Annotated in this window: 19 protein-coding genes, 1 tRNA gene and 1 pseudogene; 14 read left to right on the top strand and 7 right to left on the bottom strand. The window is 69.1% G+C overall.

The features are described from left to right. The first annotated feature begins 26 nt into the window (after positions 1-26). On the top strand, positions 27-722 hold the full coding sequence (locus tag ILT43_RS13815) for a PIG-L deacetylase family protein (protein ID WP_204199563.1): 696 nt from the start codon (positions 27-29) through the stop codon (positions 720-722). After that, the gene (locus ILT43_RS13810; RefSeq protein WP_204199562.1) at positions 712-1,293 is read left to right on the top strand and encodes a class I SAM-dependent DNA methyltransferase; all 582 of its coding nucleotides are present in this window, start codon (positions 712-714) and stop codon (positions 1,291-1,293) included. The genes ILT43_RS13815 and ILT43_RS13810 overlap by 11 nt, the downstream gene beginning before the upstream one ends. Positions 1,294-1,788: 495 nt before the next feature. Here ILT43_RS13810 and ILT43_RS19905 read toward each other — a convergent pair. From ILT43_RS19905 to ILT43_RS13780, 7 genes and pseudogenes are all read right to left on the bottom strand, one after another. Next, positions 1,789-2,211, bottom strand: a pseudogene (locus ILT43_RS19905) (glycosyltransferase family 2 protein); the annotation flags it as partial. A 108-nt stretch (positions 2,212-2,319) separates the two neighbouring features. Beyond that, a tRNA-Glu gene (locus tag ILT43_RS13805) sits at positions 2,320-2,394 on the bottom strand. A 36-nt stretch (positions 2,395-2,430) separates the two neighbouring features. Beyond that, entirely contained in the window at positions 2,431-4,188 is a 1,758-nt protein-coding gene (gene recJ, locus ILT43_RS13800) for a single-stranded-DNA-specific exonuclease RecJ (protein WP_204199561.1), read from the bottom strand. Positions 4,189-4,571: 383 nt separating this feature from the next. Beyond that, positions 4,572-6,377 (bottom strand): methyl-accepting chemotaxis protein, encoded by a 1,806-nt coding sequence (locus ILT43_RS13795; protein WP_204199560.1) that lies wholly within the window; start codon positions 6,375-6,377, stop codon positions 4,572-4,574. Positions 6,378-6,464: 87 nt separating this feature from the next. Continuing rightward, positions 6,465-6,722: a glutaredoxin domain-containing protein gene (locus ILT43_RS13790; protein ID WP_204199559.1), complete on the bottom strand. Its 258-nt coding sequence runs from the start codon at positions 6,720-6,722 to the stop codon at positions 6,465-6,467. A gap of 35 nt (positions 6,723-6,757) precedes the next feature. Then, the gene (locus ILT43_RS13785) at positions 6,758-9,256 is read right to left on the bottom strand and encodes an ABC transporter permease (RefSeq protein ID WP_204199558.1); all 2,499 of its coding nucleotides are present in this window, start codon (positions 9,254-9,256) and stop codon (positions 6,758-6,760) included. Then, positions 9,253-9,915, bottom strand: coding sequence for an ABC transporter ATP-binding protein (locus ILT43_RS13780; protein WP_204199557.1), 663 nt, complete (start codon positions 9,913-9,915; stop codon positions 9,253-9,255). The genes ILT43_RS13785 and ILT43_RS13780 overlap by 4 nt, the downstream gene beginning before the upstream one ends. 17 nt (positions 9,916-9,932) lie before the next feature. Between ILT43_RS13780 and ILT43_RS13775 the strand changes: the two genes are divergently transcribed. The 12 genes from ILT43_RS13775 (at position 9,933) to mnhG (ending at position 24,138) form a co-directional block, all read left to right on the top strand. Further along, positions 9,933-10,637, top strand: a complete 705-nt coding sequence (locus ILT43_RS13775) for an arylesterase (RefSeq protein ID WP_204199556.1) — start codon at positions 9,933-9,935, stop codon at positions 10,635-10,637. 88 nt (positions 10,638-10,725) lie between these two features. Beyond that, positions 10,726-11,583, top strand: coding sequence for a glucose 1-dehydrogenase (locus ILT43_RS13770; RefSeq protein WP_204199555.1), 858 nt, complete (start codon positions 10,726-10,728; stop codon positions 11,581-11,583). Positions 11,584-11,762: 179 nt separating this feature from the next. Further along, complete coding sequence (locus ILT43_RS13765) at positions 11,763-13,841, top strand: LamG-like jellyroll fold domain-containing protein (protein ID WP_204199554.1); 2,079 nt, start codon at positions 11,763-11,765, stop codon at positions 13,839-13,841. Between the two features lie 36 nt (positions 13,842-13,877). Next, entirely contained in the window at positions 13,878-14,687 is an 810-nt protein-coding gene (locus ILT43_RS13760; protein WP_204199553.1) for a PEPxxWA-CTERM sorting domain-containing protein, read from the top strand. A gap of 102 nt (positions 14,688-14,789) precedes the next feature. Further along, complete coding sequence (gene galA / locus ILT43_RS13755; RefSeq protein ID WP_204199552.1) at positions 14,790-17,267, top strand: beta-galactosidase GalA; 2,478 nt, start codon at positions 14,790-14,792, stop codon at positions 17,265-17,267. 17 nt (positions 17,268-17,284) lie between these two features. Continuing rightward, positions 17,285-18,388, top strand: a complete 1,104-nt coding sequence (locus tag ILT43_RS13750) for a glycoside hydrolase family 53 protein (protein ID WP_204199551.1) — start codon at positions 17,285-17,287, stop codon at positions 18,386-18,388. Between the two features lie 248 nt (positions 18,389-18,636). Continuing rightward, positions 18,637-21,366 carry a hydrogen gas-evolving membrane-bound hydrogenase subunit E gene (gene mbhE / locus ILT43_RS13745; RefSeq protein WP_204199550.1) on the top strand — a complete coding sequence of 910 codons (2,730 nt, stop codon included), beginning with the start codon at positions 18,637-18,639 and terminating at the stop codon, positions 21,364-21,366. After that, positions 21,363-21,743, top strand: coding sequence for a sodium:proton antiporter (locus ILT43_RS13740; RefSeq protein WP_204199549.1), 381 nt, complete (start codon positions 21,363-21,365; stop codon positions 21,741-21,743). Before mbhE ends, ILT43_RS13740 begins: the two co-directional genes overlap by 4 nt. Continuing rightward, complete coding sequence (locus tag ILT43_RS13735) at positions 21,676-23,196, top strand: proton-conducting transporter transmembrane domain-containing protein (protein ID WP_204199548.1); 1,521 nt, start codon at positions 21,676-21,678, stop codon at positions 23,194-23,196. Before ILT43_RS13740 ends, ILT43_RS13735 begins: the two co-directional genes overlap by 68 nt. After that, entirely contained in the window at positions 23,196-23,522 is a 327-nt protein-coding gene (locus ILT43_RS13730) for a Na+/H+ antiporter subunit E (protein ID WP_239474828.1), read from the top strand. Before ILT43_RS13735 ends, ILT43_RS13730 begins: the two co-directional genes overlap by 1 nt. After that, positions 23,519-23,788 (top strand): MrpF/PhaF family protein, encoded by a 270-nt coding sequence (locus ILT43_RS13725; RefSeq protein WP_204199546.1) that lies wholly within the window; start codon positions 23,519-23,521, stop codon positions 23,786-23,788. The genes ILT43_RS13730 and ILT43_RS13725 overlap by 4 nt, the downstream gene beginning before the upstream one ends. Then, entirely contained in the window at positions 23,785-24,138 is a 354-nt protein-coding gene (gene mnhG / locus ILT43_RS13720) for a monovalent cation/H(+) antiporter subunit G (RefSeq protein WP_204199545.1), read from the top strand. The genes ILT43_RS13725 and mnhG overlap by 4 nt, the downstream gene beginning before the upstream one ends. Positions 24,139-24,146: the final 8 nt, after the last annotated feature.

Genomic DNA, 24,146 nt, shown 5'->3' with positions numbered 1-24,146 from the left:
CGAAGTCGTTGCGGCGGGCGCGGCCGATGTCGCCTGTCGAAGCCGTCCGAAGCGGCGGATGGCTGGTGATCGCACCGCACCCCGACGACGAGACGCTCGGTGCGGGCGGATTGATCGCCGCCTTGACCGGGGCCGGCGGGCATGTGTCGGTCGCGTTTCTGACCGACGGTTCGGGCAGTCATGTCGAAGCCCCCGGCTGGAGCGCGCGGCGGGTGGCCGACGCGCGCACGCACGAGGCTCTTGGCGCGTTGCGGATGCTGGGATGGCGCGGCATGCCCATGTCACTGGAGTGGCGCGATGCGGCTCCCTTTCCGGCGAATACGCCAGAGTTCGATGCCACGGTACGCCGGCTGGTCGCGCTGTGCCGTCGGCGCCGCATCCGCAACATCGTCGCAAGCTGGGAGGCCGATCCGCACTGCGACCACGAAGCAGCGTCCGTGCTGGCGCGGGCGGTCGGCCTTCGGCTCCGGATCGTGCCACGCTTCTACGCGGTGTGGGCGTGGACACTTCCCGACCTCGACGCTCGCCTGAAGGCCATGCGCATCACCGCGATGCCGGTCGCCCGCTGGCGGGGGCACCAGCGTCGTGCACTCGCCTGCCACCGCACGCAATTGGGCGGGCGCATCACCGGCGCCGCCGAACGCTTCGTGCTGCCCAGGGCCATGCGACGGCTGGTCGACGCCCCCCACATGCTGTTGCTGGAGGCGCGCCATGCGTCGTGAGACGTCCATCGATTCCGAATGGTTCGAAGCGTTGTACAAGGACGGTGGCGATCCGTGGCATTTCGCCACCAGCCCCTATGAGCGGGAGAAATACGATCACACGCTGGCCAGTCTGCCGCATGACCGGTTCGGGTCGGTGCTGGAGGTGGGATGCGCGAACGGCGTGCTGACGCAACGACTGGCGCCGCGGTGCGATCGTCTGCTGGGGGTCGATGTCTCCCCCACCGCGCTTGCGGCGGCAACAGAGCGATGCACCGGCCTGACCAACGTCACGTTGGAGCAGCGTCGCCTGCCGGAGGAGGCGCCGCCGGGTCCGTTCGATCTCATCCTGCTGTCCGAGGTCGTGTATTACTGGGACAGCGACGACCTTAAGCGTCTGGCCGAATACCTGACGGGGGCCATGCCGTCAGGTGGGCATCTGCTGCTCGTCCACTGGCTCGGGGACACCGATTACCCCAAGTCCGGCGATGCCGCGGTCGAGGAACTGCGGATTGCGCTCGCGACCAATGTCAGCGTCGTGGTCGAGGAGCGGCGGGAGCAGTATCGGCTCGATCTGTGGCGTCGGTGCTGACTGGCGCGCGCGGATCATCGCACCCGCGCGGTCGATCGCCCCGCCAAGCGTCCGAAAGCTCAGCCGGTCTTCCGACCGGGCCTGCGCCGGGGTGAGCGCCGCCGGGAAGGCATAGGTTTCGTGAAGGGGCTCGTCCTCGCCCTGCGCGATCCACTGCGCAAAGGCATCGGCCATGCCACCGGGTGCGCGACCCTCGGTACGGCCGGAGGTGAAGACGCGGACATCGACGGGGTGGCGAACGCGCCCTCCTGCCCGGCGAACCGCATCGAAGAGCGCACGATCCTCAGCTACCGGCGGAGTCGGTGCCCCCCCGATGCGGCGGTACAGGTCCAGCGTCAGTGCGATGCTTGCGCCGCCCTCGTAATAATGGCGTGGCCAAATGTCGTCCGACGTCGGCTCGCGATCGGCTCGCAACCAGTCCAGTGCCGTATAATAGCGACCCAGCATGTTGAGGCGACGCATCGCGTCGGAGCCGAGCGCCGCCCGTTCGGTCCGGCGGGTCAGCGCGCGGCCGGCGACGGCGTCCGCGCCGCCCGTGTGGATGTGCCACAGCGATCGGATCAGCCAGTCGGGCGCGACCTCCGTGTCCGCGTCGGTCGACATCAGGACGTCGGTGGTGTCGATGAGGTGATCGGCGGCGGTATCGAGCGCCAGCCGCCGGGCCCAGCCGGCATGACGATGCTCCCCGATCAGCGACACCGCCGACCAGTGCAGGACCGCATGGCGCAGGCGCGTCGAGCGGAGGCAGGCGACGGTGCGGTCCGTGCAGTTGTTGGCGACGGCGACGATCGCGACCGATCCCCCGAACCGCCCCGCCGCGACATCCAAGGCGGCTAGACAGGCGGGCAGACGATCCTCTTCGTCTTTCGCCGGTAGCGCGACGGCCACGCGGCGATGTTTAAGTCGCTGGATATTCATCCATGTTAGAAAACTTATACGGCACGACCGTTCCCGATCGTGCACAGCGGAGCGCCATCGCATGGCGACCGTGCCATTCACACATCACCGGAGCATCGAAAGCCGGAATGGTGACCCCTACGGGAATCGAACCCGTGCTTCAGCCGTGAAAGGGCCGCGTCCTAACCGCTAGACGAAGGGGCCAGCGGAGGAGGCTGCTAGGGCAAGAGAGCGGGCGCGTCAATCCGCCCACGCGGCATCGTCGAGATGAAGTTCGGCGGCGGGGCGGCTGCCCCAGTCGTCGATCTTCGCGCGGCCCGCGAGCCAGAGGCGGCGGTGGGGGGCGCAGGCGAGCAGCGTCTGGCCGAGCGGCGTGTCGGCGGCGCGGAACGCGACGGCCTTGAACCCGCGGCCGTCGTCGCCGGTGGCGATCGCGCGGACATGGCCGTTGCCGACGATGTCGACCTTCACGAGGCGCACGGGGCCGGCGGCAACGCGCGGGGAGGGCCAGCCGGCGCCGTAAGGGCCGCCGGCCTCCAGTGAGCGCACCAAGTCGGGGGTGACTCCGCCGGGGGCCAGCACGGCGTCCAGCAGAAGCGCCCGATCTTCGCGGGCGCGGTCGACGGCGGCGGCGAGGCGATCGTCGAGGAAAGCGGCGAAAGCGGGAATGTCCGCCTCTGCCACGGTCAGGCCGGCGGCCATTGCGTGACCGCCGCCCGCCGCAAGCAGCCCGTGTTCTTTCGCCGCGAGAACCGCCGCGCCGAGATCGACGCCGGTGATCGAGCGGCCAGAGCCTTTGCCGACGCCCGCGTCGTCCAGCGCGATGACGACGACCGGTCGGCCGAGCCGCTCCTTCAGGCGTCCGGCGACGATGCCGATGACGCCGGGATGCCAGCCGCGGCCCGAGACGACGACGACGCGGGCAGATGCATCGATGAGCGTGTCGGCATGTTCCTGCACCGCCGCCTCGATCGCGCGGCGTTCCTCGTTGTAGCGGTCGAGCTCGGAAGCGAGCGCCTGCGCCTCCGCCGGATCGTCGGTGGTGAGCAGGCGCACGCCGAGATCGGCACGGCCGACGCGGCCACCGGCGTTGATGCGCGGGCCGAGCGCGAAGCCGAGATCGGTGGCGGTCGGTGCCCGCGTCAGGCGGGACGCGGAGATCAGCGCATCGAGGCCGGGATTGGCCCGCCGCGCCATCACCTTCACGCCTTGTGCGACAAAGGCGCGGTTGAGGCCGCGCAACTGCGCGACATCGGCGACGGTGCCAAGCGCGACGAGATCGAGCAGGTCGATCAGCTTCGGCTCCGCGCGATCGGCGAAATATCCGCGGGTGCGCAGTTCGCGAACCAGCGCGGCGGCGAGGAGGAAACACATGCCGACCGCCGCCAGATGCCCGTGCGCGGCCGCGTCGGCGAGCTCGTCAAGTCGGTTCGGGTTCACCAGCGCGTGGGCGTGGGGCAGGGCGCTGGCGCATTTGTGGTGATCGACGACGAGGATGTCGACGCCGTGGTCGCGCGCGGCCTCCAGCGCCTCGAATGCCTGCGCGCCGCAATCGACGGTGGCGATCAGCGTCGCGCCATCGGTGGCGAGCCGGACGAGCGCCGCGCCGCTTGGGCCATAGCCCTCGGTGAGGCGGTCCGGGATGTAGGCGACGGGATCGAGCCCGAGCGATCGCAGGACGCGGATCATGACGGCGGCGGACGTCGCGCCGTCGACATCATAGTCGCCGAAGATCGCCACCCGCTCACCGGCCTGAACCGCGTCGGCGAGCCGCGCGGCGGCGCGGTCCATGTCGCGGAAGATCGAGGGATCGGGCATGAAGCCGCGGATCGAGGGGGTGCGATGCGCCTCCAGAGCATCCGGCGGGCAGCCGCGCGACAGCAGCAGCTGCGTGACGAGATCGGCCTCTCCCATGCCGCCGTCGCGCGCATCCGCCGCGAGGGACCGCCAGCGCCAGGGCTGGCCCAGAAATGACGCGGCAACGCCGAGAACGCTCATCGCACTGCCCGAAAAAGGGGCGAAGTGGAGGAAGTGGAGGTGCTGGCGGGGGTGAAGTTCAGGAGGCGAGGCGGAACGAAAGTTGCGGTGGTCGGGGATGGAAAGATGGTGGTCATCGCGGTCGCTTTGCCACGGGAGGTGGGGCGTAGGACAGCGTTTGTTGGTCGTGAGAGCCTGCGCCCGATGTCCAGCGTGCACCTCGGGTTCGATAGGACGGCCCCCCGATCCCTTGGGAGCCCGGCCTGTCCCCCCGCCGTGCCCGGCCGGTCGGGGCAGCTACTCCGCCGCGTAATTAAGCGGCGTAGTGCCGGAGCAGGTCCGGGGTCGCGGTGGGGAGATGGAGCGGTCGGTTACCAACCTCCCGCGGTGGCAACCGATCGTTCTTAGGCGGCGTAGCGGGCATCGACGGGGGTTCGCTGCAGGGGAGTCGCGGCCGTCGCGGGTGTGTCGCTTTGGATGCGGAAGCGGCGGACCTGCCGCATGAGCTCGGCGGCATCGCTGGACAACGTGCGCGCAGCGGCGTTGCTCTGCTCGACCATCGCCGCATTCTGCTGAGTGACGCTTTCCATCTCGTTGACCGCGATGTTGACCTGACCCATTCCGGAGGCCTGATGCGCGGAGGAGGTGGCGATCTGGCCAGCCAGGACGCTGACCTCCTCGATCCGGCCAATGATGCTGCCGAGCGCCTTGCCCGTTTGCGCGACCAGCGAGACCCCCAGTTCCACCTGTGTCCGGCTGGCGACGATGCGCGACTTGACGTCGTTGGCGGCGTCGGCGGAGCGTTGCGCGAGGGCGCGGACCTCCGACGCGACGACCGCGAACCCGCGGCCGGCGTCGCCGGCACGGGCGGCCTCGACACCCGCATTCAGCGCCAGCAGATTGGTCTGGAACGCGATCCCGTCGATCAGCGCGATGATCTCGCCGATTTCGCTGGAGGTGCGCTCGATCCCGCCCATCGCGTTGACTGCCTGGCGGACGATGGTGCCTACCGCCTCCGCTTCCGAACGCGTGGCGTTGACGATATTGCTGGATCTGGCGGCTCCATCGGCGGCGTCGCGCACGGTCGAGGTGATCTCGTCCATCGCCGCCGCTGTTTCCTCCAGAGAGGCCGCCTGCCGCTCGGTCCGGGCGGCGAGATCGTCCGAGGCGCGCGCGATCTCGTTGGCGCTGACGTCGATCCCCGCGGAACGATCGCTGACGGCGAGCAGGGCCGCGGACAGGTTCTGGACGGCGGCGTTGAAGTCGCGTTCGATGGTGCCATAGCCATCAGGGAAGCCGGACAGGCGGGTGGTCAGATCGGCGTCGGCAAGCCGGCTGAGCGCCGCGCCGATGCCGCTGACCGCCGCATGCTGGTCCATGTCGCTTTTCGCCTTGGCAATGGCGGCGTCGCGAAACACCAGCATGGCCTGCGACATGCGGCCGAGCTCGTCGCCACGATCCGTGTCCGGTACGACGACGCCATTGTCACCGGCCGCCAGCGTGGCCATCGCCGTCGTCAGGCGAACGACGGGGCGGGCGAGCTGGCGTGCCAGCAGCATCGACAAGGAAATGGCGAGCCCGAGCAGCGCAACACCGCCGGCCGCAAGCGCGATCAGGCTGGTCCGCAGCGCCGCGTCCTGCGCTGCGCGGGTATCGGACATGACCTGCCGCGCATCGGCGCGCAAATCGCGGAGCGGGGCAAGGACGGGCACCATCGTCACCGTCTTGCTGGATGCCGACAGCTTTGCCTGCGCACCCGACCGATCGCCCGCACGCACCTGCGCGATCAGCGGATCGCCCCACCGGACACGCCATGCACGAATCCTGGCATCGGACTGCGCGACGCGGGCGCGATCCTGCGGCAGGGTCAACAGGCTGGCGAGGGTCTTGGCGGCTGCGGAGCCGTTGTCGCGTGCCTCGCGGAATTGCTTCAGATAGCCTTCATCGCCGGTGATGAGGAAACCGCGGACCTGGCTGTTCTGGCGCAGGATCGCGATTTCCATTTCCAGCGTGAGGCGGTGGATGTTCTCGCTACGGACACTACGCGCGGCGGCATCGGCGATGCTGGCATTGGCGTTGTACAGCACCGCCATCATCGCCAGCACGGCGAGCACGATGACGGAAAAGCAGGTCGCGATCTTTCGGCCGATCGGCTGGTTTGCAAACATGGAAATCCCCATCGACAGGCGGCGGGAGGCCGCGCCGATCATGGGAACCGGATAATATCTTTCATTGTCGAAAGCGTTAATCCCTCAAGAACATCGGATTTTCGCTTGGATCGGGCAGGGAGATCGGCGTCAGACCGCGTCGGCCAGCCAGCGTTCCAGGTCGTCGCTGCCGCCGATGCGCTCGCCGTCGATGAAGACCTGCGGCGTGGTGTCGACGCCGTGTTTGGCCTTGAACGCGTCAACCTCTTCGCGGGTGCGCAGGATGCGGTCGTCGACCTGCCATCCCTCCGCCTGAAGCAACTGCTTGGCGCGGACGCCGAACGGGCAGGTGTGGTCGGGAAGTACCATGCGGTACAGCGTGGCCTGGCGGGCGGGTTGGTCGGTCATGGCCGCTATAGCGCTGGAAGCGCACGGCTGTTCCGCTAGATTTGTCGCAGGGCACGCGCCGGCCGTGCGCTCATGATCGGCCAGGCGCCGGCCAGCCCGATCGCGACGGTGATGCTGAGTCCGGCGACGAGGGTCACTGCTACCGCGAGCGGATCGGGTGACCATGTGAAGCCGAACATCTCCACCACGACGTACCAGGCGCCGCCGAGGCCGAGGGCGACCGCGACCGCCGCGACGACGAGGCCGAGCAGCAGATATTCGATCGCCTGTCCCGCCAGCAATTGCGCGCGGGTCGCGCCGAGCGTGCGCAGGATCACGGCGTCATAGGTGCGCGCCTCCCGTGCCGCGGCGATCGCGCCGACCAGCACGGCGATGCCGGCGGCCACCGCAACACCGGCGGCGGCGGCGATTGCGGCGGCGACCTGACCGACGATGTCGCGGACCTGCGCGAGCACGCCGCGCACTTCGATCACCGACACGGACGGAAACGGGGCGAGCAGGGCGCGCGTGACGGCGCCTTCGCGGCCGGTCGGAAGGTCGATCGTCGCCGCGAGGTTGTGCGGCGCGTCGGCGAGCGTGTTGGGGGAGAAGACCAGCACGAAGTTGAATCCGAGCGTGTCCCAGTCGATCCGCCGCAGGGAGGCGATGCGCGCGGTGCGCTCGACGCCGAGCAGGCTGACGGACAGCGTGTCGCCGACCTTGAGCGCGAGCGACTGCGCCAGCCGCTCGTCCACCGACACGAGGGGCGGGCCGCTGTAGTCGGCGGGCCACCAGCGGCCGGCGGTCAGGCGGTTGCCGTCCGGGATGGTGCGGGCATAGGTCAGCCCGCGTTCGCCGCGCAGCGCCCATGCGCCCTCGGGAAGGGTCTTCAGGTCGGCGACGCGGACGTTCTTGTAGGCAGTGATCGTGCCGCGGAGGATCGGTACCGTGCGGATCGCTGCGCCGGGGGCGGCGGACCGGACGGTGCGGCGGAACTCCGCCTCGCGCGGGCGGGGCACGTCGAGCGCGAACAGGGCGGGCGCGCGGGCGGGCACGGTGGTGGCGATGTTCGCGTCGATGCTGGTGCGGATCGCCGCGAGCAGCACGAACAATGTCAGGCCGAGGCCGAGCGCGACGACCAGCGCTTCCGTCCGCGCGCCCGGCCGGTGCAGCGCGGCGAGAGCAAGCCGGATCAGCGGGCGGCGCGGGCGGGGCAGGCGAGCGGCGGCGATGCGGACGAGGCGACCGAGTCCCGCCAGCAGCAGGAGCGCGCCGGAGACGGCGGCGAGGAAGGTGGCGGCGATCTGCGGCTGGTCCGACGACAGGATGGCCAGCGCGACGGCGGCGGCTCCCGCGGCGATGGCGATGGTGCGGCCCCGCCACGACGCCCTGCGGAGGGGGGCAAGTGCGCCCCTGAGCAGGCCGGCGGCGGGTGTGGCTCCGGCGGCGGCGAGGGGCGGCGCGGCGAAGGCGATGGCGATCAGCAGGCCATAGGCGGCTGCACGGACGAGCGGCCACGCCTCGATCGCGAAGCCGGCGGCGATCGGGAGCGTGCCGGCGAGCGCGCGGGTCAGCAGCGGCACGGCAACGATGCCGACCGCGAGACCACCGATCGTGCCGACCAGCGCCGCCGCGCCGATCTCCAAAGCATGGATACGTGCGACATCGGCGGCGGTCGCGCCCAGCACCTTGAGCGTGGCGATGCTGCCGCGGCGTGCGGTCAGGAACGAGGCGACGCCGTTGCCCACGCCGATGCCGGCGATCGCGAGCGCGGCGAGGCCGACCAGCGTCAGGAACTCGCCCATGCGACCGACGAACCGCGACGCGCCGGGGGAGGCGCGGTCGCGGGTCTTGACCGCCCAGCCGCCCGCCGGGAATGCGTCGCGGAAGCGCGTCGTCGCGGTATCGGGGCTCCAGCCGGCGGGCAGGGCAACGCGGTAGCGGCTGTCGTACAGACTGCCCGGCTGCACCAGTCCGGTCGCGGCCAGCGTCGGCATGGCGACGATCGCGACGGGGCCGAGCGTGAAGCCCTCGCCCAGCCGGTCGGGTTCGTCTGTGATGATGCCGCCGACGCGCAGGGTCGCGGTGCCGATGCGCAGGGCGTCGCCGCGCTTGAGGCTTAGGCGGGAGGCGAGGGTGGGGGCGATCCAGACTTCTCCGCCCGCCGGGGCACGGACGCTGCGCCCATCGGCCAGCTTCAGGGCACCGTAGAGCGGGTAGGCGGCGTCGACCGCCTTGAGCTGGATCGGCGCGGCGTTGGTGCCGGCGACGGCGTTGGCCTGCATCCGCACGGTTTCGGACACGCGGCCGAGCCGTGTCAGGGCGGCGCGTTCCTGCGTGGTGGCGAGGCGTTGCGAAGTCGCTACCTCGATATCGCCGCCGAGGATCGCGCTGCCGCGCACCGCCAGCTCACGGGCGACGGTGTCGGCGAGGCCGCCGATCGCCGCCAGCGCCCCGACGCCGAGAAACAGGCAGGCGACGAGCAGGCGCAGGCCGCGGAACCGCCAGTCGAGTTCGCGCCGCGCCAGCCGCCACGCAAAGGCCCAGTTGCTCAAACGACGTGTCCGTCGGCGAGCGTGACGACACGGTCGCAGCGTTCCGCGAGGCGCGCGTCGTGGGTGATGACGACCAGCGTCGCGCCGAGCGCGGCGCGACGGTCGAACAGCAGGTCCATGATCGCGTCGCCGGTCGCGGTGTCGAGATTGCCGGTCGGTTCGTCCGCGAACACCAGCGGCGGGCGGGGGCCGAGCGCGCGGGCGATCGCCACGCGTTGTTGCTCGCCGCCGGACAATTGCGTGGGATAATGGTCGAGCCGGTGGCCAAGGCCGACGGCGGCGAGTTCCGCCTCCGCGCGTGGCCACGCATCGGCCATGCCCGCAAGCTCCATCGGCACCGCCACATTCTCCCGCGCGGTCATCGTCGGCAGCAGATGGAAGGCTTGCAGGACGATGCCGATCCGGCCTCGGCGCGCCTTTGCCAGCGCATCCTCGTCCAGCCGGCCGAAGTCGAGCCCGTCGACCAGCACCTGTCCGCCGCTCGCGCGTTCCAGCCCGGTGAGCACCGCCATGAGCGAGGACTTGCCCGATCCGGATGTGCCGAGCAGCGCGACGCTTTCGCCGCGTGACACGGACAGGTCGACGCCGCGCAGGATCGCGGTTTCGCCGAGCGTCAGGGTGACATCGCGGGCATCGATCACCATAGCGGGGTCGGTCATAGTGGAAGGATAGCCTGTTGGGATCGTTGCCGCGCTATGCGACAGCCGTCGCGTTCGTCCAAGCCCTGCTGCTCGGCGGTTGCGGACAGCCTGCGCCGGACCCTGCGCCATCGCCGACGCCGGGGGCGACCGCTTCGGTGCAACGGCCGGCAGGCAAGGAACGTCTGGTGCTGGCGTTCGGGGACAGCCTGTACGCGGGATACGGGCTGGATCGCGGACAGAGCCTGCCCGATGCGGTGCAGGCGCGGTTGCGGCGCGCGGGCGTGAACGCCGATGTCGTCAATGCCGGCGTTTCGGGGGATACCAGTGCGGCTGGGCGGCAGCGGCTGGGGTTCGTGCTCGACAACCTGAAGCGGAAGCCCGACCTCGTGATGCTGGGGCTAGGCGGGAACGATGTGTTGCGCCAGATCGCGCCGGCGGAGACGCGGGCGAACATGACGGCGATGCTGGACGAGCTGAAGCGGCGCGGGATACCGGTGCTGCTGACGGGGATGAAGGCACCGCCGAACCTCGGCCCGGATTACGTCGCGGCGTTCGATACGATCTGGCCCGATCTGGCGAAGCGGTACGGGGGCGGGCTGTATCCGTTCATCCTCGACGGGGTGATCGGCGACCCCGAGTTGATGCAGGGCGACCGGGTGCATCCGAACGTGCGCGGCGTGGCGCGGATCGCCGACAAGGTCGCGCCGCTGGTCGCCGGGCAGTTGCGGGAAACCGGCTAACCCACATCATGAGCGGGCATTTTCCGGGGAACGTGGGGGCGGGCCGACCGATTGTCGGGGCCGAGTCCAACCTGTCAGGAGTCCCCCGATGACCGATCGTCCCGAACCGCCCCAGGCCGAGCAGCAGCAGGAGATGCCCGGCACCACCGATGCGATGACGCCGCGTCCCGACCACGGCGAGGACAGCTATGTCGGGCACGGCCGCCTGACGGGAAAGAAGACGATCATCACGGGCGGCGACAGTGGTATCGGCCGGGCGGTCGCACTGGCCTTTGCTCGCGAGGGCGCGGACGTGCTGATCGCCTATCTCAGCGAGGACGAGGATGCACGCGAGACGCAGCGCCTGATCGAGGCGGCGGGGCAGCAGGCGGTGCTGGTCGCCGGCGACATCAGCCAGCCCGATCATGCCCGCGCGGTCGTCGCGAAGGCGGTGGAGGCGTTCGGCCGCATCGACGTGCTGGTCAACAACGCTGCGCATCAGGCCAGCTTTTCCTCGCTGGAGGACATTGCGGACGAGGAGTGGCAGAAGACGTTCGCGACCAACATCCACGCGATGTTCTATCTGGCGAAGGCGGCGGTGCCGCACATGCAGGAGGGCGCGTCGATCATCAACACGACCTCGATCAACGCCGACCAGCCGAGCGAGACGCTGCTCGCCTATGCGACGACAAAGGGGGCGATCCACAATTTCACCGCTGGGTTGGCGCAATTGCTGGCGGAGAAGAAGATCCGCGTGAATGCGGTTGCGCCGGGGCCGGTGTGGACGCCGCTGATCCCGTCGACGATGCCGCCCGAGGCGGTCAAGACGTTCGGCCAGAACACGCCGCTGGGCCGGGCCGCGCAACCGGCGGAACTCGCGCCGCCGTACGTGATGCTGGCGAGCGACGAGGCGAGCTACATCACCGGCGCGACGATCCCGGTGACGGGGGGGCGGCCGTTCCTGTAATGTGATCGCGGATGGTCCGGTGAACGTTCCGCCCGCCGGACCGTCCGCGGTATACGATTGTAACCCCAACGACATCGTTGCGTCATCGAAGTCGCACGCAGCCGCAACGCTCCTGTCGCCAAGCGTGCTTAGGCGAGCCCCCAGCGGACCGGTGTCCGGGTCTACGGGGAAAATCTGAAATGTCTGTCGATAACGAGCGGCTGTTGCGCCGTGTTTCCGATCGTCGTGAGTTGCTGCGCAGTGCCGCCAGCCTGTCGATCCTGCCGCTGGGGGCCGGCCTGCTGAGCGCGTGCGGAGAGGGCGGAGCGGGGGCCGCTGCCGATACCGCGATCACCACGCAAGGCGCGGTGCGATCGTCGACCGCCACCACCAGCTTCACGATCGCGGTGCTGCCCGATACGCAATTCTATTCGCGCTATGCGACGACGGACGAAAGCGAGCAGTTCCAGCGCAAATATGGCAGCACGCCGTTCGCCGCGCAGACCAAGTGGATCGCCGACAACGCCGCCGCCTACAACATTCCGTTCGTCATCCATCTGGGCGACGTGGTCGATCAGGTCGGCAAGCCCAACCAGTGGCGCATCGCCGATGCCGCGATGAAGCAGCTGGAGGCGGCGCGCATTCCGTATTCGATTTTGGCGGGCAATCACGACGTCGTCACCGATTACGAATATCGCGGACCGTGGGACCAGTCGTCGGGCACCGACGCGCAGCGCAACCTCGGCGCGGAGCCGTACCTCCAATGGTTTCCGAAAAGCCGCGCCGCGACGCAGGCGACGTTCCGCGAGCGCGACAGCAGCGGTTTCCACGAGGCGCATGTGTTCAAGGCGCACGGGGTCGAGTTCATGGTGCTGTCGCTGTCGTGGCGCATCTCGGATGCTGCGATCGCGTGGGCGCGCGACGTGATCCGGCGCAACCCGACGCTGCCGGTGATCCTGTCCAACCACCAATTGCTCAACATCGACAAGGACGGCGTCAGCCCGCTCGAAACCGAATATGGCAAGATGCTGTGGGAGAAGCTGATCCGCGATACGGACCAGATTTTCATGACGCTGAACGGCCATCATCACGGCGCGGCTTGGCTGTCGAAGACCAACGACTTCGGCAATCAGGTCGAGGAGATGGTGGTCGATTACCAGATGGATTATCAGGGCGGCAACGCGCTGATGCGGCTGTACGAGATCGATTTCACCGCGAACAGGATCAACGTCATGTCCTTCTCGCCCTGGGTCGTCCAGAAGCCGAAGGCCACGCTGAACCAGTTCGACCGTGCCGTCCTGACCGAGGCGAACAACCAGTTCACGATCCCTATCAACTTCAAGAAGCGCTTCGCCGGCTTTCAGAAGTTCAGGCCGACGCTGGCGACGACCGGCGCGCCGATCCTGCCGGTGGTGAAGGCGAATCTGCTGAAGGATTACACCGATCCGGTGCCGCCAGTGATGACGCCGCCCCGCGACGCGAACGACTTTCCGGTCGTGCCGGACACCTACGCGCACTGGCGCGCGACCGGCGGCAAGGCCGGACAGGCGGTCGCGATCGGCGAAACGCTGGCCGACATCAGCGGCAACGGCTTCGACATGACGCGCAATCCGCTGACCGGGCCGGCGCAGGTCGGCGACGTGATCTGGACCGACGACAAGCATTACCTGTCGTCCGCACCGGGCAGCCTGCGCTTCCTGAATTCGGACAAGGTCACCGGGCGTTGCAGCTCGTTCGCGACCGCGCCGGGGATGGGCGTCAACAACCGCAGTTTCTGGGACGGCTACACGGTCGAGGCGTTCATCAAGGTCGACGCGAACTGGACCCGCGAGAACCACCGATGGTGCAACATCCTGGCGCGGATGGGCAATCGCGGCAATCTGCCGGGGTTCAGCGGCGGTGATCGAGAGGCGTCGTCGGTGCTGTTCGCGATTTCGTCGCTGCGCGAGGTGCAGTGGGAGATCGTGCCCGCCAGCAATTCCAGCCAGCCCAAGGCGAACTGGTCGGGCGAGATCATGGCCAACACCTGGTACCACGTCGCCATCGTCAACGATCCAGCGACCCGGGACACGATCCTGTACGTCGAGGGCGCGCCGGTGTTGCGCAACGTCAACGGCACGACCGGCATCCGGTCGCAGAACGTCAACCAGCCCTGGGTGATCGGCGCGACGCATTGGGACGGCGCGATGGAGGACGGGTATTTCGGCCATATCGGCGAACTGCGCCTCGTCGGCCGTGCGCTGACCCCCGACCAGTGGCTGACCGCCCGCCGCAAGTAAGCCGGCGACGCACCTGATCTATTCCGGAGATTTGACATGAAGACCTTCACGCTCGCGCTCTCGCTTTCGGCCGCGCTCCTTCCGACTGCGGCCGGTGCCCAGCAATTCCAGGCGGGGGCCGACATCTTTACCGGTACCGGTACGTCCGACCGCTATGTCGGGCGCGGCGGTACGGTGCAGCCGTCCAACCGGGCACTCGGCTCGGTCGCCGACGGCGGCTTCGATACGTTCGACAATTTCGGCTATTTCAACGGCACGCTCGGCGGGCTGACGCTGAACCGACAGGTCGAGCTGCTGTCGGGCAACACCTATCGATTCTTCGACAGCTTCACGAACACCGGCAGTGCGACGATCATGACGACGGTGTCGTTCTTCGGCAATCTGGGGTCGGACGGCGACGAGCTGGTCGGCTACGACGGGGGTGGCCTGATGGTCAGTTGCGAGAGCGACGGCGCGGGGGCGTGCATCGACGATGCGGTACTGGCGCTGGTGTCTGGCAATACCGGCAGCGGGCGGCAGGCGATCACGCGGAACTTCTACAACGCGGCCTTCGACCTGACGGTGGGGGCGGGGCAGACCGTCAGCCTGTTGAACTACGCGTTCCTGGCGCGGGACATCGACGGGCCGCTGGCGAGCGACGTCGCGCTGGCGACGCGACGCGGGTTGTCGCTGGTGGCGCGGCCGGATGTCGCCGGGCTGAGCAAGGCGCAGCTCGCGACGGTCGCCAACTTCTCGGCCGCCAGCATGGTGCCGGAGCCGGCGAGCTGGGCGCTGATGATCGTCGGCATCGGCGGGATCGGTGCGGGTCTGCGCCGGCCGACCACGCGGGTCCGCGTCGCCGCCTGAGCGATCAGGGGGCGGTGCCGGAGCATCGCCCCTGATCCTGTTCCTGAAATTCCACTGGATTCCAGCGCCTCCCTCATTCATCAGACAATTAGGGAGAGCAGCATGATCGAGGACTTCACGCGGCGGGGCGTGCTCGCGACCGGAGCGACGGCGGTGCTGGCGTCGACAGTGGCGATCCCGAGCGGCGCGGGGGCGAAGGAGACCGTATCGCCGCGGTTGCGCGAGCGGCTGGCGGAGTGGCGCTTCCATCTTGGGCACGCGGCGGATCAGGAGCGGGATTTCGGCTTCGGTCGCAATCAGCGGACGTTCGCCAAGGCGGGCAACTCCACTGCGGACGCGGCGATGGCCAAGTTCGACGATGCGGGTTGGCAGGCGGTGCGCGTGCCGCACGACTGGGCGGTGGCGCTGCCCTTCGCCAGACCGGAGAAGCCGGCGGGCAAGGACAGCGAGGACGCCGCCGCCGCTCACGGCTTCAAGGCGATCGGGCGGTCTTTCCCCGGCAACAGCATCGGCTGGTACCGGCGTACGATCGCGGTGACGGCGGCGGATCGCGGACGGCGGCTGTGGCTGGAGTTCGACGGGGTGTTTCGCGACTGTCTGGTGTTCGTGAACGGGCACATCGTCGGTCGGAACGAGAGCGGCTACGCGCCGTTCGCGGTCGCGATCGACGACTTCCTCGATTACGACGGCGGGCCGAACATACTGGCGCTGCGCGTCGATGCGACGCTGGGCGAGGGATGGTTCTACGAGGGGGCGGGGCTGTACCGCCATGTCGATCTGGTCCGCGCCGATCCGCTGCGCATGCCGCAATGGCATAGCGTGGTGCGCAGCGAGGTTGGCGCGGACGGTGCGCGCGTCACTGCCGCGACCGAAGTGTTCAACAGCGGCGCGGCGGAGGCGTCGGGCACGCTGCGGCGCAAGCTGGTCGGGCCGGACGGGCGTGAGGTCGCGCTGCCCGATGCGACGTTCCGCATCGCGCCGGGCGAACGGACGACGCTGGACGGAGAGGCGCGGGTGACCGCGCCGGTGCTATGGTCGGTGGAGACACCGAAGCTGTACCGGCTCGCGTGTGAAATCGTGGTCGGCGATCGCGTGATCGATGCCGACGAGACGCGGTTCGGCATCCGCACGGTGCGGTTCGATGCGGAGCGCGGATTCCTCCTCAACGGCAAGCAGGTCAAGCTGCTCGGCACCTGCAACCATCAGGATCATGCCGGTGTCGGCAGCGGCATCCCCGACGCGCTGCACGCGTTCCGGATCGCGCAGTTGCAGTCGATGGGGTCGAACGCATGGCGCAGCGCGCACAATCCGCCGGCGGCGGCACTGCTCGACCTGTGCGACGAGATGGGCATGCTGATGATCGTTGAAGCGCGGCTGAACAGCAGCGATGAGGAGGCGATGGGTCAGCTCGACCGCATCCTGCGCCGCGACCGCAATCATCCGTGCGTGATCGCGTGGTCGCTGGGCAACGAGGAGCCGCAGCAGGGCACCGACAAGGGCGCGCGGGTGACGGCGGCGATGCAGGCGCATGTCCGCACGCTGGACCCGACGCGGCCGACGACGTTCGCGTTCGACAATAGCTGGGATCACGGCGCGGCGAAGGTCGTGGACGTGGTCGGCTTCAACTATCGCACCGACAAGATCGAGGGGTTCCACCAGAGCTTCCCGACCGTGCCGACCTACGGGTCCGAAACGGGCAGCACGGTCGCGACGCGCGGAGCCTATGCCAACGATGCCGCGGCGCATGTCGCCCGCGCCTACGACACCGAGCATCCGTGGTGGGCATCGACCGCGGAGGCGTGGTGGACGATCGCGGCGGCGCGGCCGTATATCGCGGGCGGGTTCGTATGGACCGGCTTCGATTATCGCGGCGAGCCGACGCCCTATGCGCAGTTCCCGAGCATCTCCAGCTACTTCGGTATCCTCGACACGTGCGGGTTCCCGAAGGACAATTACTATTACTACCGCGCGTGGTGGCGGCCGGACGAGCCGCTGGTCCACCTCTTGCCGCACTGGACATGGCCGGGCCGCGAGGGTCAGCCAATCGAGGTGTGGGCGCATGGCAATTGCGAGGAGGTCGAGCTGCTGCTCAACGGCCGCTCGCTGGGGCGCAAGGCGATGCCGCGCAACGGTCATCTGGCGTGGAGTGTCCCCTATGCACCCGGTCGGATCGAGGCGCGCGGTTATAACAAGGGGCGTCGCGTGACGCGGTCGGTCTGCGAGACGGCGGGTCCGGCGGCGGCGGTGCGGCTGACCGCCGACCGGCGCATGACGAAGGCGGGCGGCGACGATGTCGCGATGCTGCGCGCCGAGGTGGTCGACGCCAAGGGGCGGCCGGTGCCCGACGCGGACCAGATGCTGCGCTTTTCGGTGCAGGGCGACGGCGCGATCATCGGCGTCGGCAACGGTAATCCGACCAGTCTGGAGGCGGATGTCGCGAGCGAGCGGCGGGCGTTCCACGGGCTGGCGCAGGCGATCCTGCGGGTCGGAGCCAAGCCGGGACCGATCCTCGCCACCGTGTCCGCCGATGGGCTGAAGGGCGACGCGGTCCGCATCGTCGCTATGCCGGCAGATTCCTGATGGCCGAGAGTATCCTGATGCGCCGTTTGATCCTGGCCGCTGCGCTGTTTGCCTCCACGGCGCAGGCGGGAGAGCTTGCGCCGCTGCCGAAGGGCGGGCTCTATCTGGGCGGCGACCTGTCGTACGTGAACGAGATGGAGGATTGCGGAGCGGTGTACCGGGCCGCCGGCAAGCCGGTCGATCCGTTCGCCTATCTGAATGCCCGCGGCGGCAACATCGTCCGGGTGCGCCTATGGAACAACGCGACGTGGACGAAGTACAGCAACTATGCGGACGTGCTGAAGACGATCCGTCGCGCGAAGGCGGCGGGGATGCAGGTGCTGCTCGACTTCCACTATTCGGACGACTGGGCGGACGGCGGCAAGCAGTTGACGCCGAAGGCGTGGGAGGGACTGTCGACGGAGGCGCAGGCGAAGGCGCTGCACGACTTCACCCGCGACACGCTGCTGCGGCTGGACCGCGACGGCGCGATGCCGGAGATGGTACAGGTGGGCAACGAGACGAACCCGGAACTGCTCGGCGGCAAGGAGATGACCCCGATCAACTGGGCACGCAACGCCGCGCTGTTCAACGCCGGGATCAGGGCGGTGCGGGAGGTCGGCAAGACCGCCTCGATCGATCCGCGCGTCATGCTGCACATCGCGCAACCCGAGCATGTGCTGCCGTGGTTCACCGCAGCGAAGGCGGCGGGCGTGACCGGTTACGATATCATCGGCATCAGCTATTACAGCAAATGGTCGAAATACTCGTTGCCGCAACTGAAGCAGGTGATCGCGACTGCGAAGGCGCGGTTCGGCGCGGACGTGATCGTGGTCGAGACGGGATACCCGTTTACGCTGGAGGCGGGTGATACGGCGAAGAACCTGCTTGGCACCGATGCGCTGGTGAAGGGCTATCCGGCGACGCCGGCGGGGCAGCGCAAGTTCATGATCGACCTGACGCAATTGACGGTCGATGCCGGGGGGATCGGCGTGGTGTACTGGGAGCCGAACTGGGTTTCGACGCGCTGCGGCACGCGGTGGGGCAAGGGGTCCGACTGGGAGAACGCCGCGTGGTTCGACCTGAAGCGGACCGAGGCGCTGCCGGTGTTCGACTGGTTGGACCATAAGTACCGGCGCTGATTGGATTTCCGCTCGACGAGCGTTCGGAAGGTTAGGCTAAGGTTAGTCCAATGCGGCGTTTCGCCGCGGCGTGAACGTCGACGATTTCAAAGAGCGTCTTTCGCGATACTCCCGATTGGGTGTGTAGGACAGCGGACTTCGAACATGACGGTTTGGAGGACGGTAAAGCCGGGAGCGCTGGACGAGCCAATCCCCGCCGACGGGAACATCGTGCATCCATCGCGGCGCTGCGGCATTAGGACAGGCACATGTTCGTGCTGCTCCTCGTCGCGCTCCTCGGGAGTTGCATCGTACCGCTGTCGGCGCGGTATGTGGGGAAGGGCGCGGGGTTCATCGTCGCGCTGCTGCCGTTCGGGCTCGCCGCCGCCTTCGTCGCCTACGCGCCCGTCGTCGAGCGAGGATGGGTGCGGGGCGAGGGCATCGCGTGGGCGCCTTCGCTCGGGCTCGACCTGACGCTGAGGCTGGACGGGTTCTCGTTCCTGTTCTGCCTGCTCATCACCGGCATCGGCGGGCTCGTCGCGGTGTATGCGGGCGGGTATCTGACCGACAAGCCGCGCGCTGAGCGGTCGCGTTTCTTCACGCTGATCCTGCTGTTCATGACGGCGATGCTCGGCACGGTGCTGGCCGACAACATGCTGTTGCTGATCGTGTTCTGGGAGGCCACCAGCATATTGTCGTTCCTGCTGATCGGGTTCGACAGCCGCAGCGCGCGGTCGCGCCGGGCGGCGATCATGGCGTTGCAGGTGACGGCGGGCGGCGGGCTGGCGCTGGTCGCGGCGGCGGCGATGATCGCGCAGGTGACGGGCAACTGGTCGCTGGCCGCCGTCGCCGGGAACGCGCCGCAGATCGTCGCCAGCCCCTACGGCGTGCCGATCATCCTGTGCGTCATGATCGCCGCCTTCACCAAATCGGCGCAGTTCCCGTTCCATTTCTGGCTGCCCAACGCGATGCAGGCGCCGACGCCCGCGTCCGCGTTCCTGCATTCGGCGACGATGGTGAAGTTGGGCATCTACCTGCTCGCGCGGTTCGAGCCGGTGATCGCCGCGACGTGGTGGGGGCGCACGACGCTGATCACCGTCGCCTGCGTGACGATGGCGGTCGCGTCGGTGCAGGCGTTGCGCGCGGAGAGCTTCAAGTCGGCGCTCGCCTATTCGACGATGGCGTCGCTCGGCATTCTCGTGCTGCTGGTGGGGCTCGACGGACCGGCGGCGACGGTGGCGATGATCGGGTTCCTGCTGGCGCACGCGATCTACAAGGCGGCGTTGTTCTTTTGCGCGGGATCGGTGCTGCACGCCACCGGCACGGGGACGCTGCGGTCGCTCGGCGGGTTGGCGCGCAAGCTGCCGATGACGGCGATCGCGTGTACCGGCGCGAGCCTGTCGATGGCGGGCATCCCGCCGTTCCTGGGCTTCATCTCCAAGGAATTCCTGTTCGAGGCGCAGCTGGAGAGCAGTTGGGAACTGATCCCGCTGGCGATCGCGGTGCTGGTCAACGCCGTCATGGTCGGCGTGGCGGGCGTCGTGACGCTGCGCCCGTTCTTCCTGAAGCCGGTCAAGCCGGTGAAGGTCGAGCATCCCGAGAGCGTATCGCTGTTCATGCCGCCGCTGCTGCTGGCGCTGGCTGGGCTGACGATCAGTCTCGATCCCGACTGGATCACGCGCGTTGCGATCCGGCCGGCGGTGGCGGCGGTCTATGGGCGTGCGGTGCCGGTCGATGTCTCGGTGTGGCATGGCTGGACGCCGATGCTGGGATTGAGCCTGATCGTGGTGGCGATCGGTGCGGCGATCGTCCGCTGGTGGCGGTCGATCCACGCGTTCCTGCGTGACGCCTATCTGATCGAGGAGATCGGGCTGGAGCGGCTGTGGGAGACGACGGTGCGCGGGCTGTTGCGGGTGAGCGCCGCCGTGACCGGCTGGGTCGAGCATGGCGACCTGCGGCGCTACGTCGTGACCACCGCCGTCGCACTCGTCGCGCTGGTGCTGTGGTCGCTGGCGGTCGCGGGCGCGGCGATCCGCTGGCCGGTGGTGGACGCGCTCCGGCCGGCGGAGGCGCTGGTCGCGCTGATCGGCGTCGGTGGTGCGGTGGCGGCGGTACGCGCGCGCAACCTGCTGACGACGATGGTCGCGGTCGGGATCACCGGGTTCGCGGTGGCGATCACCTTCATGGTCAATGGCGCGCCCGATCTGGCGATCACGCAGTTCACGGTCGAGGCGCTGCTGGTCGTGCTGCTGACCGCATTGCTGCTGGCGGTGCCGCTGGACGCCGCGCGCAGTCGTCGCCCCCGCCAGCGCGCCGGCGACGCCGCGATCGCGACGGCGTTCGCGGCGGTGATGTTCGTGGCGATGGTCGACATGACGGGGGCGGGCCACCCGACTCCCGCCGCCGACTGGTTCGGGCGGATGAGCTATGTCGCGGGCAAGGGGCTGAACGTCGTCAACGTCATCCTCGTCGATTTCCGCGGGTTCGATACGCTGGGCGAGACGACGGTGATCGCGGTCGCGGCGCTGCTGGGTGCGTCGCTGCTAGGCGCGCGCAAGACGGAGCCACAGCCACGCCGTGCGGTCCATTACAGCTTCGCCGCGGCGAGCGGGCCGTTGTTCTGGTTGCTGATCGTCGCCTCCGTCCTGATCCTGTGGCGTGGGCACGACCAGCCGGGCGGCGGCTTCGTCGGCGGGCTGGTCGCGGCGCTGGCCTTCGCGGTGTTCGCGCTGGCGCGGGGCGTGCGGTCGGCGGAGACCCGGCTGCGGGCGCGGCCGACGACGCTGGTCGCGATCGGACTGTTGCTGGCGGTGCTGAGCGGATTGCCGGGGATGATCGCCGGTGGGCCGTTCCTGTCGCAATTGTGGTGGGAGCCGCCCGCGGGCGTGCCGCTGCCCAAGCTGGGGACGACGATCGCGTTCGATCTGGGCGTGTTCCTCGTCGTGCTGGGGGCGGTGCTGACCTTCCTGTTCGGATTGCGGCGGGAGGGAGCGCGATGACGATCCTCTATGCGTTCTGCGCCGCCGCGATCATGGGCGCGGCATTGTACATGATCCTCTCGCGCAACCTCGTCCGCATCCTGCTGGGGCTGGCGTTGCTGTCGACGGGCGTGAACGTCATGCTGTTCGTCGCGGGCGATTTCGGCAGCCGTCAGCCGCCGCTGATCCGCGCCGGCGAAAAGGCGCTGGGCGAGGCGGCCGATCCGCTGGCGCAGGCGCTGATCCTGACCGCGATCGTGATCGGCTTCGCGCTGACGGTGGTGCTGGCGACGATCGTCGTCACCGGCTGGCGGTCGTCGGGATCGCTCGATGCGCGCGATCTGGACGCGGCCGAGCAGCCGGACGATCCGGAGATCCGGGAGCCGCACGCTGACTGACGCATGGCTCCTGATCCTGCCCGTCGGGCTGCCGATGCTGGGGGCCGGTGTCGCCGCGCTGCTGCGTCGCCGCGCCGGCGTCGCGGAGGCAGTGTCGCTGGTCGTGCACGGGATCGTGCTGGTCGGCGCGATGATGTTGTTGGGACGCGCGACGCAGGACGGGCCGCTGGCGCTGACGGTGTTCGGCGGCTGGCCGGCGGCGATCGGCGTCGGCTTTTCGGCACGACTGCCGGGCGCGGGGCTGGTGCTGGTCAGTGCCCTGATCGCGTTCGCGGGCGCGGTGTTCGGCCATGCGGCGATCGGGCCACGGCGACGGCGGGCGGGCTATGACGCGCTGATGCTGGCGTTGCTGGCGGCGGTAAACGGCGCGTTCCTGACGACCGATCTGTTCAACCTGTATGTGTGGTTCGAGCTGGCGCTGCTCGCCGCGCTCGGGCTGGTGACGCTCGACCGGCGGCAGGCGCAGATCGGCGGCGCGATCCGCTATGCCGCATTCGGCATGCTGGGCGCGACCGCGATCCTGGCGGGGATCGCGTTGATCTATGGCGTGACCGGAACGCTCGATCTGGTGACGCTGGCGCGGGTGCTGGGCGACGAGGGTCCGAGCGTCGCCACGGCGACGGCGGCGGCGTTGCTGGTCGGCGGGCTGGCGCTGAAATCGGGGCTGGTGCCGTTCCACGTCTGGTTGCCGTCCTCCTATGCCGCGGCGCCGCTGCCGGCGGCGGCGGTGTTCGCCGGGCTGCTGACCAAGATGGGCTTCTACGCGTTGCTCGTCGTCGTCGCGGGCGTGTTCGGGCTGGGCGCGACGTTCCTGACGCCCGCGCTGCGCGTGATCGCGGCGGCGACGATGCTGCTGTGCGCGCTGTCGGCGCTGGCGCAGACGGATATGCGGCGGCTGATCGGCTATCACGTGGTCGCGCAGGTCGGATACATGGCGGCGGGTCTGTCGATGGCGACGCCGGCCGGGGTCGATGCGGCGGTGTTCTACATGGTGCATTCCATGATCGTGCAGGCGAACCTGTTCTTCGGACTGGGCGCGATCCACCGCGCGACGGGAAGCTGGAACCTGCGCGGCACGGGCGGCATGATCCGGTCCAACCCGCTGTTCGCGTTCCTGTTCGCGGTGCCGATGCTGTCGCTGGCCGGTATCCCGCCGCTGTCCGGGTTCTGGGCGAAGCTGCTGGTGGTGCGCGCGGCGTTCGCGGGCGGGGCGGCGTGGCTGGCGGTGGCGGCGTTGGTCGCCGCGCTGCTGACGATCGTGTCGGTCGCCAGCCTGTGGTCGGAGGCGTGCTGGAAATCGCTGAAGGGCCGGCGCGTGCGGCGCGTGCCGTGGTCGATGCTGGCGGGCATGGCGATCCTGTCGGGAGCGACGCTGGCGATCGGGTTGCTGCCGGAGCGGGTGGCGATCGTCGCGAAGCTGTCGGCGGCGGCGCTGGCGCGGATGGGGTCGTGATGCGGAAGCCCCTTGCCCTCGTCGCGCTGCTCGCCAGCTTCGTCGCCGATCTTCTGCTGTCGTCGTTCGCGGTGGCGCGCGTCGTGCTGGCGCCGACGATCCGCACGCATCCGGCGATCGTGGCGATGCCGGTGGAGGTCAGGACACCGTGGGCGGTGGCGCTGCTGGCGTGCTTCACGTCGCTGACGCCCGGATCGACGTGCCTGCACGTGTCGGACGACCGCAAGCGATTGTACCTGCACCTGCTCGACGGGCGCAATCCGGAGGCGAGCATCGCCAAGTTCCGCCGCGTATACGAGCGGCATCTGCTGGAGCTGGAGCGATGACCGGCATCGTCGACTGGCTGGAACTGCCGCTGGTCGCCGCGCTGGCGTTGGCGGGATGGCGGATGGTGCGCGGGCCGAGTGCGGCGGACCGGTTCGTGGCGTTCGACATGCTGACGGCGGTGGCGGTCGGATTCGCGGCGCTGACGGCGGTATCGACGGGGCGGGCCGCGTTCCTCGACGTCGCGCTGGGGCTGGCGCTGGTGAATTTCGTCGCGACCGCCGCGTTCGCGCTGTTCCTCGAACGCAACGACGGAGCGGGGGAATGATCGCCACGCTGCTGATGGCGCTCGGCGTCCTGTTCCTGCTGATCGCGGCGATTGGCGTGATCCGCCTGCCCGATGCGCTGCAACGGATGCATAGCGCGACCAAGGCTGGGACGCTGGGCACCGCCCTGACGGTCGCGGGCGCGGTGCTGGCGCTGCGCGGAGAGGGGGTCGGGAGCGGCGCGCTGGCGGTGCTGTTCCTGCTGGTGACGCTGCCGATCGGGGCCCAGTTGCTGGGACGGGCGGCGTATCGGTCGGGAACGACGCTGAAGGGGATCGAGCAGGATGCGCTGGCGGATGATCAAGAGAGGCCGGGCACGAGCAGCGTTGACCGGGCGGGCGGCGATATCTAGTCAGACCA

The organism is Sphingomonas longa (assembly GCF_016892685.1).
GTDB classification, from domain to species: domain Bacteria; phylum Pseudomonadota; class Alphaproteobacteria; order Sphingomonadales; family Sphingomonadaceae; genus Sphingomonas; species Sphingomonas longa.
Note: the sequence above shows the minus strand (reverse complement) of the source record. Positions and strands in the feature narration are given on the sequence as shown.

What these genes read in the sequence shown, in the direction of transcription:
- ILT43_RS13750 (WP_204199551.1), top strand. Translation starts at nt 17,285, where the DNA reads ATGCGCCGTTTGATCCTGGCCGCTGCGCTGTTTGCCTCCACGGCGCAG.
- ILT43_RS13790 (WP_204199559.1), bottom strand. Translation starts at nt 6,722, where the DNA reads ATGACCGACCAACCCGCCCGCCAGGCCACGCTGTACCGCATGGTACTT.
- ILT43_RS13740 (WP_204199549.1), top strand. Translation starts at nt 21,363, where the DNA reads ATGACGATCCTCTATGCGTTCTGCGCCGCCGCGATCATGGGCGCGGCA.
- ILT43_RS13730 (WP_239474828.1), top strand. Translation starts at nt 23,196, where the DNA reads ATGCGGAAGCCCCTTGCCCTCGTCGCGCTGCTCGCCAGCTTCGTCGCC.
- ILT43_RS13770 (WP_204199555.1), top strand. Translation starts at nt 10,726, where the DNA reads ATGACCGATCGTCCCGAACCGCCCCAGGCCGAGCAGCAGCAGGAGATG.
- ILT43_RS13765 (WP_204199554.1), top strand. Translation starts at nt 11,763, where the DNA reads ATGTCTGTCGATAACGAGCGGCTGTTGCGCCGTGTTTCCGATCGTCGT.
- recJ (WP_204199561.1), bottom strand. Translation starts at nt 4,188, where the DNA reads ATGAGCGTTCTCGGCGTTGCCGCGTCATTTCTGGGCCAGCCCTGGCGC.
- ILT43_RS13760 (WP_204199553.1), top strand. Translation starts at nt 13,878, where the DNA reads ATGAAGACCTTCACGCTCGCGCTCTCGCTTTCGGCCGCGCTCCTTCCG.
- ILT43_RS13725 (WP_204199546.1), top strand. Translation starts at nt 23,519, where the DNA reads ATGACCGGCATCGTCGACTGGCTGGAACTGCCGCTGGTCGCCGCGCTG.
- ILT43_RS13810 (WP_204199562.1), top strand. Translation starts at nt 712, where the DNA reads ATGCGTCGTGAGACGTCCATCGATTCCGAATGGTTCGAAGCGTTGTAC.
- ILT43_RS13815 (WP_204199563.1), top strand. Translation starts at nt 27, where the DNA reads ATGTCGCCTGTCGAAGCCGTCCGAAGCGGCGGATGGCTGGTGATCGCA.
- ILT43_RS13795 (WP_204199560.1), bottom strand. Translation starts at nt 6,377, where the DNA reads ATGATCGGCGCGGCCTCCCGCCGCCTGTCGATGGGGATTTCCATGTTT.
- galA (WP_204199552.1), top strand. Translation starts at nt 14,790, where the DNA reads ATGATCGAGGACTTCACGCGGCGGGGCGTGCTCGCGACCGGAGCGACG.
- ILT43_RS13735 (WP_204199548.1), top strand. Translation starts at nt 21,676, where the DNA reads ATGCGCGCGATCTGGACGCGGCCGAGCAGCCGGACGATCCGGAGATCC.
- ILT43_RS13780 (WP_204199557.1), bottom strand. Translation starts at nt 9,915, where the DNA reads ATGACCGACCCCGCTATGGTGATCGATGCCCGCGATGTCACCCTGACG.
- mbhE (WP_204199550.1), top strand. Translation starts at nt 18,637, where the DNA reads ATGTTCGTGCTGCTCCTCGTCGCGCTCCTCGGGAGTTGCATCGTACCG.
- mnhG (WP_204199545.1), top strand. Translation starts at nt 23,785, where the DNA reads ATGATCGCCACGCTGCTGATGGCGCTCGGCGTCCTGTTCCTGCTGATC.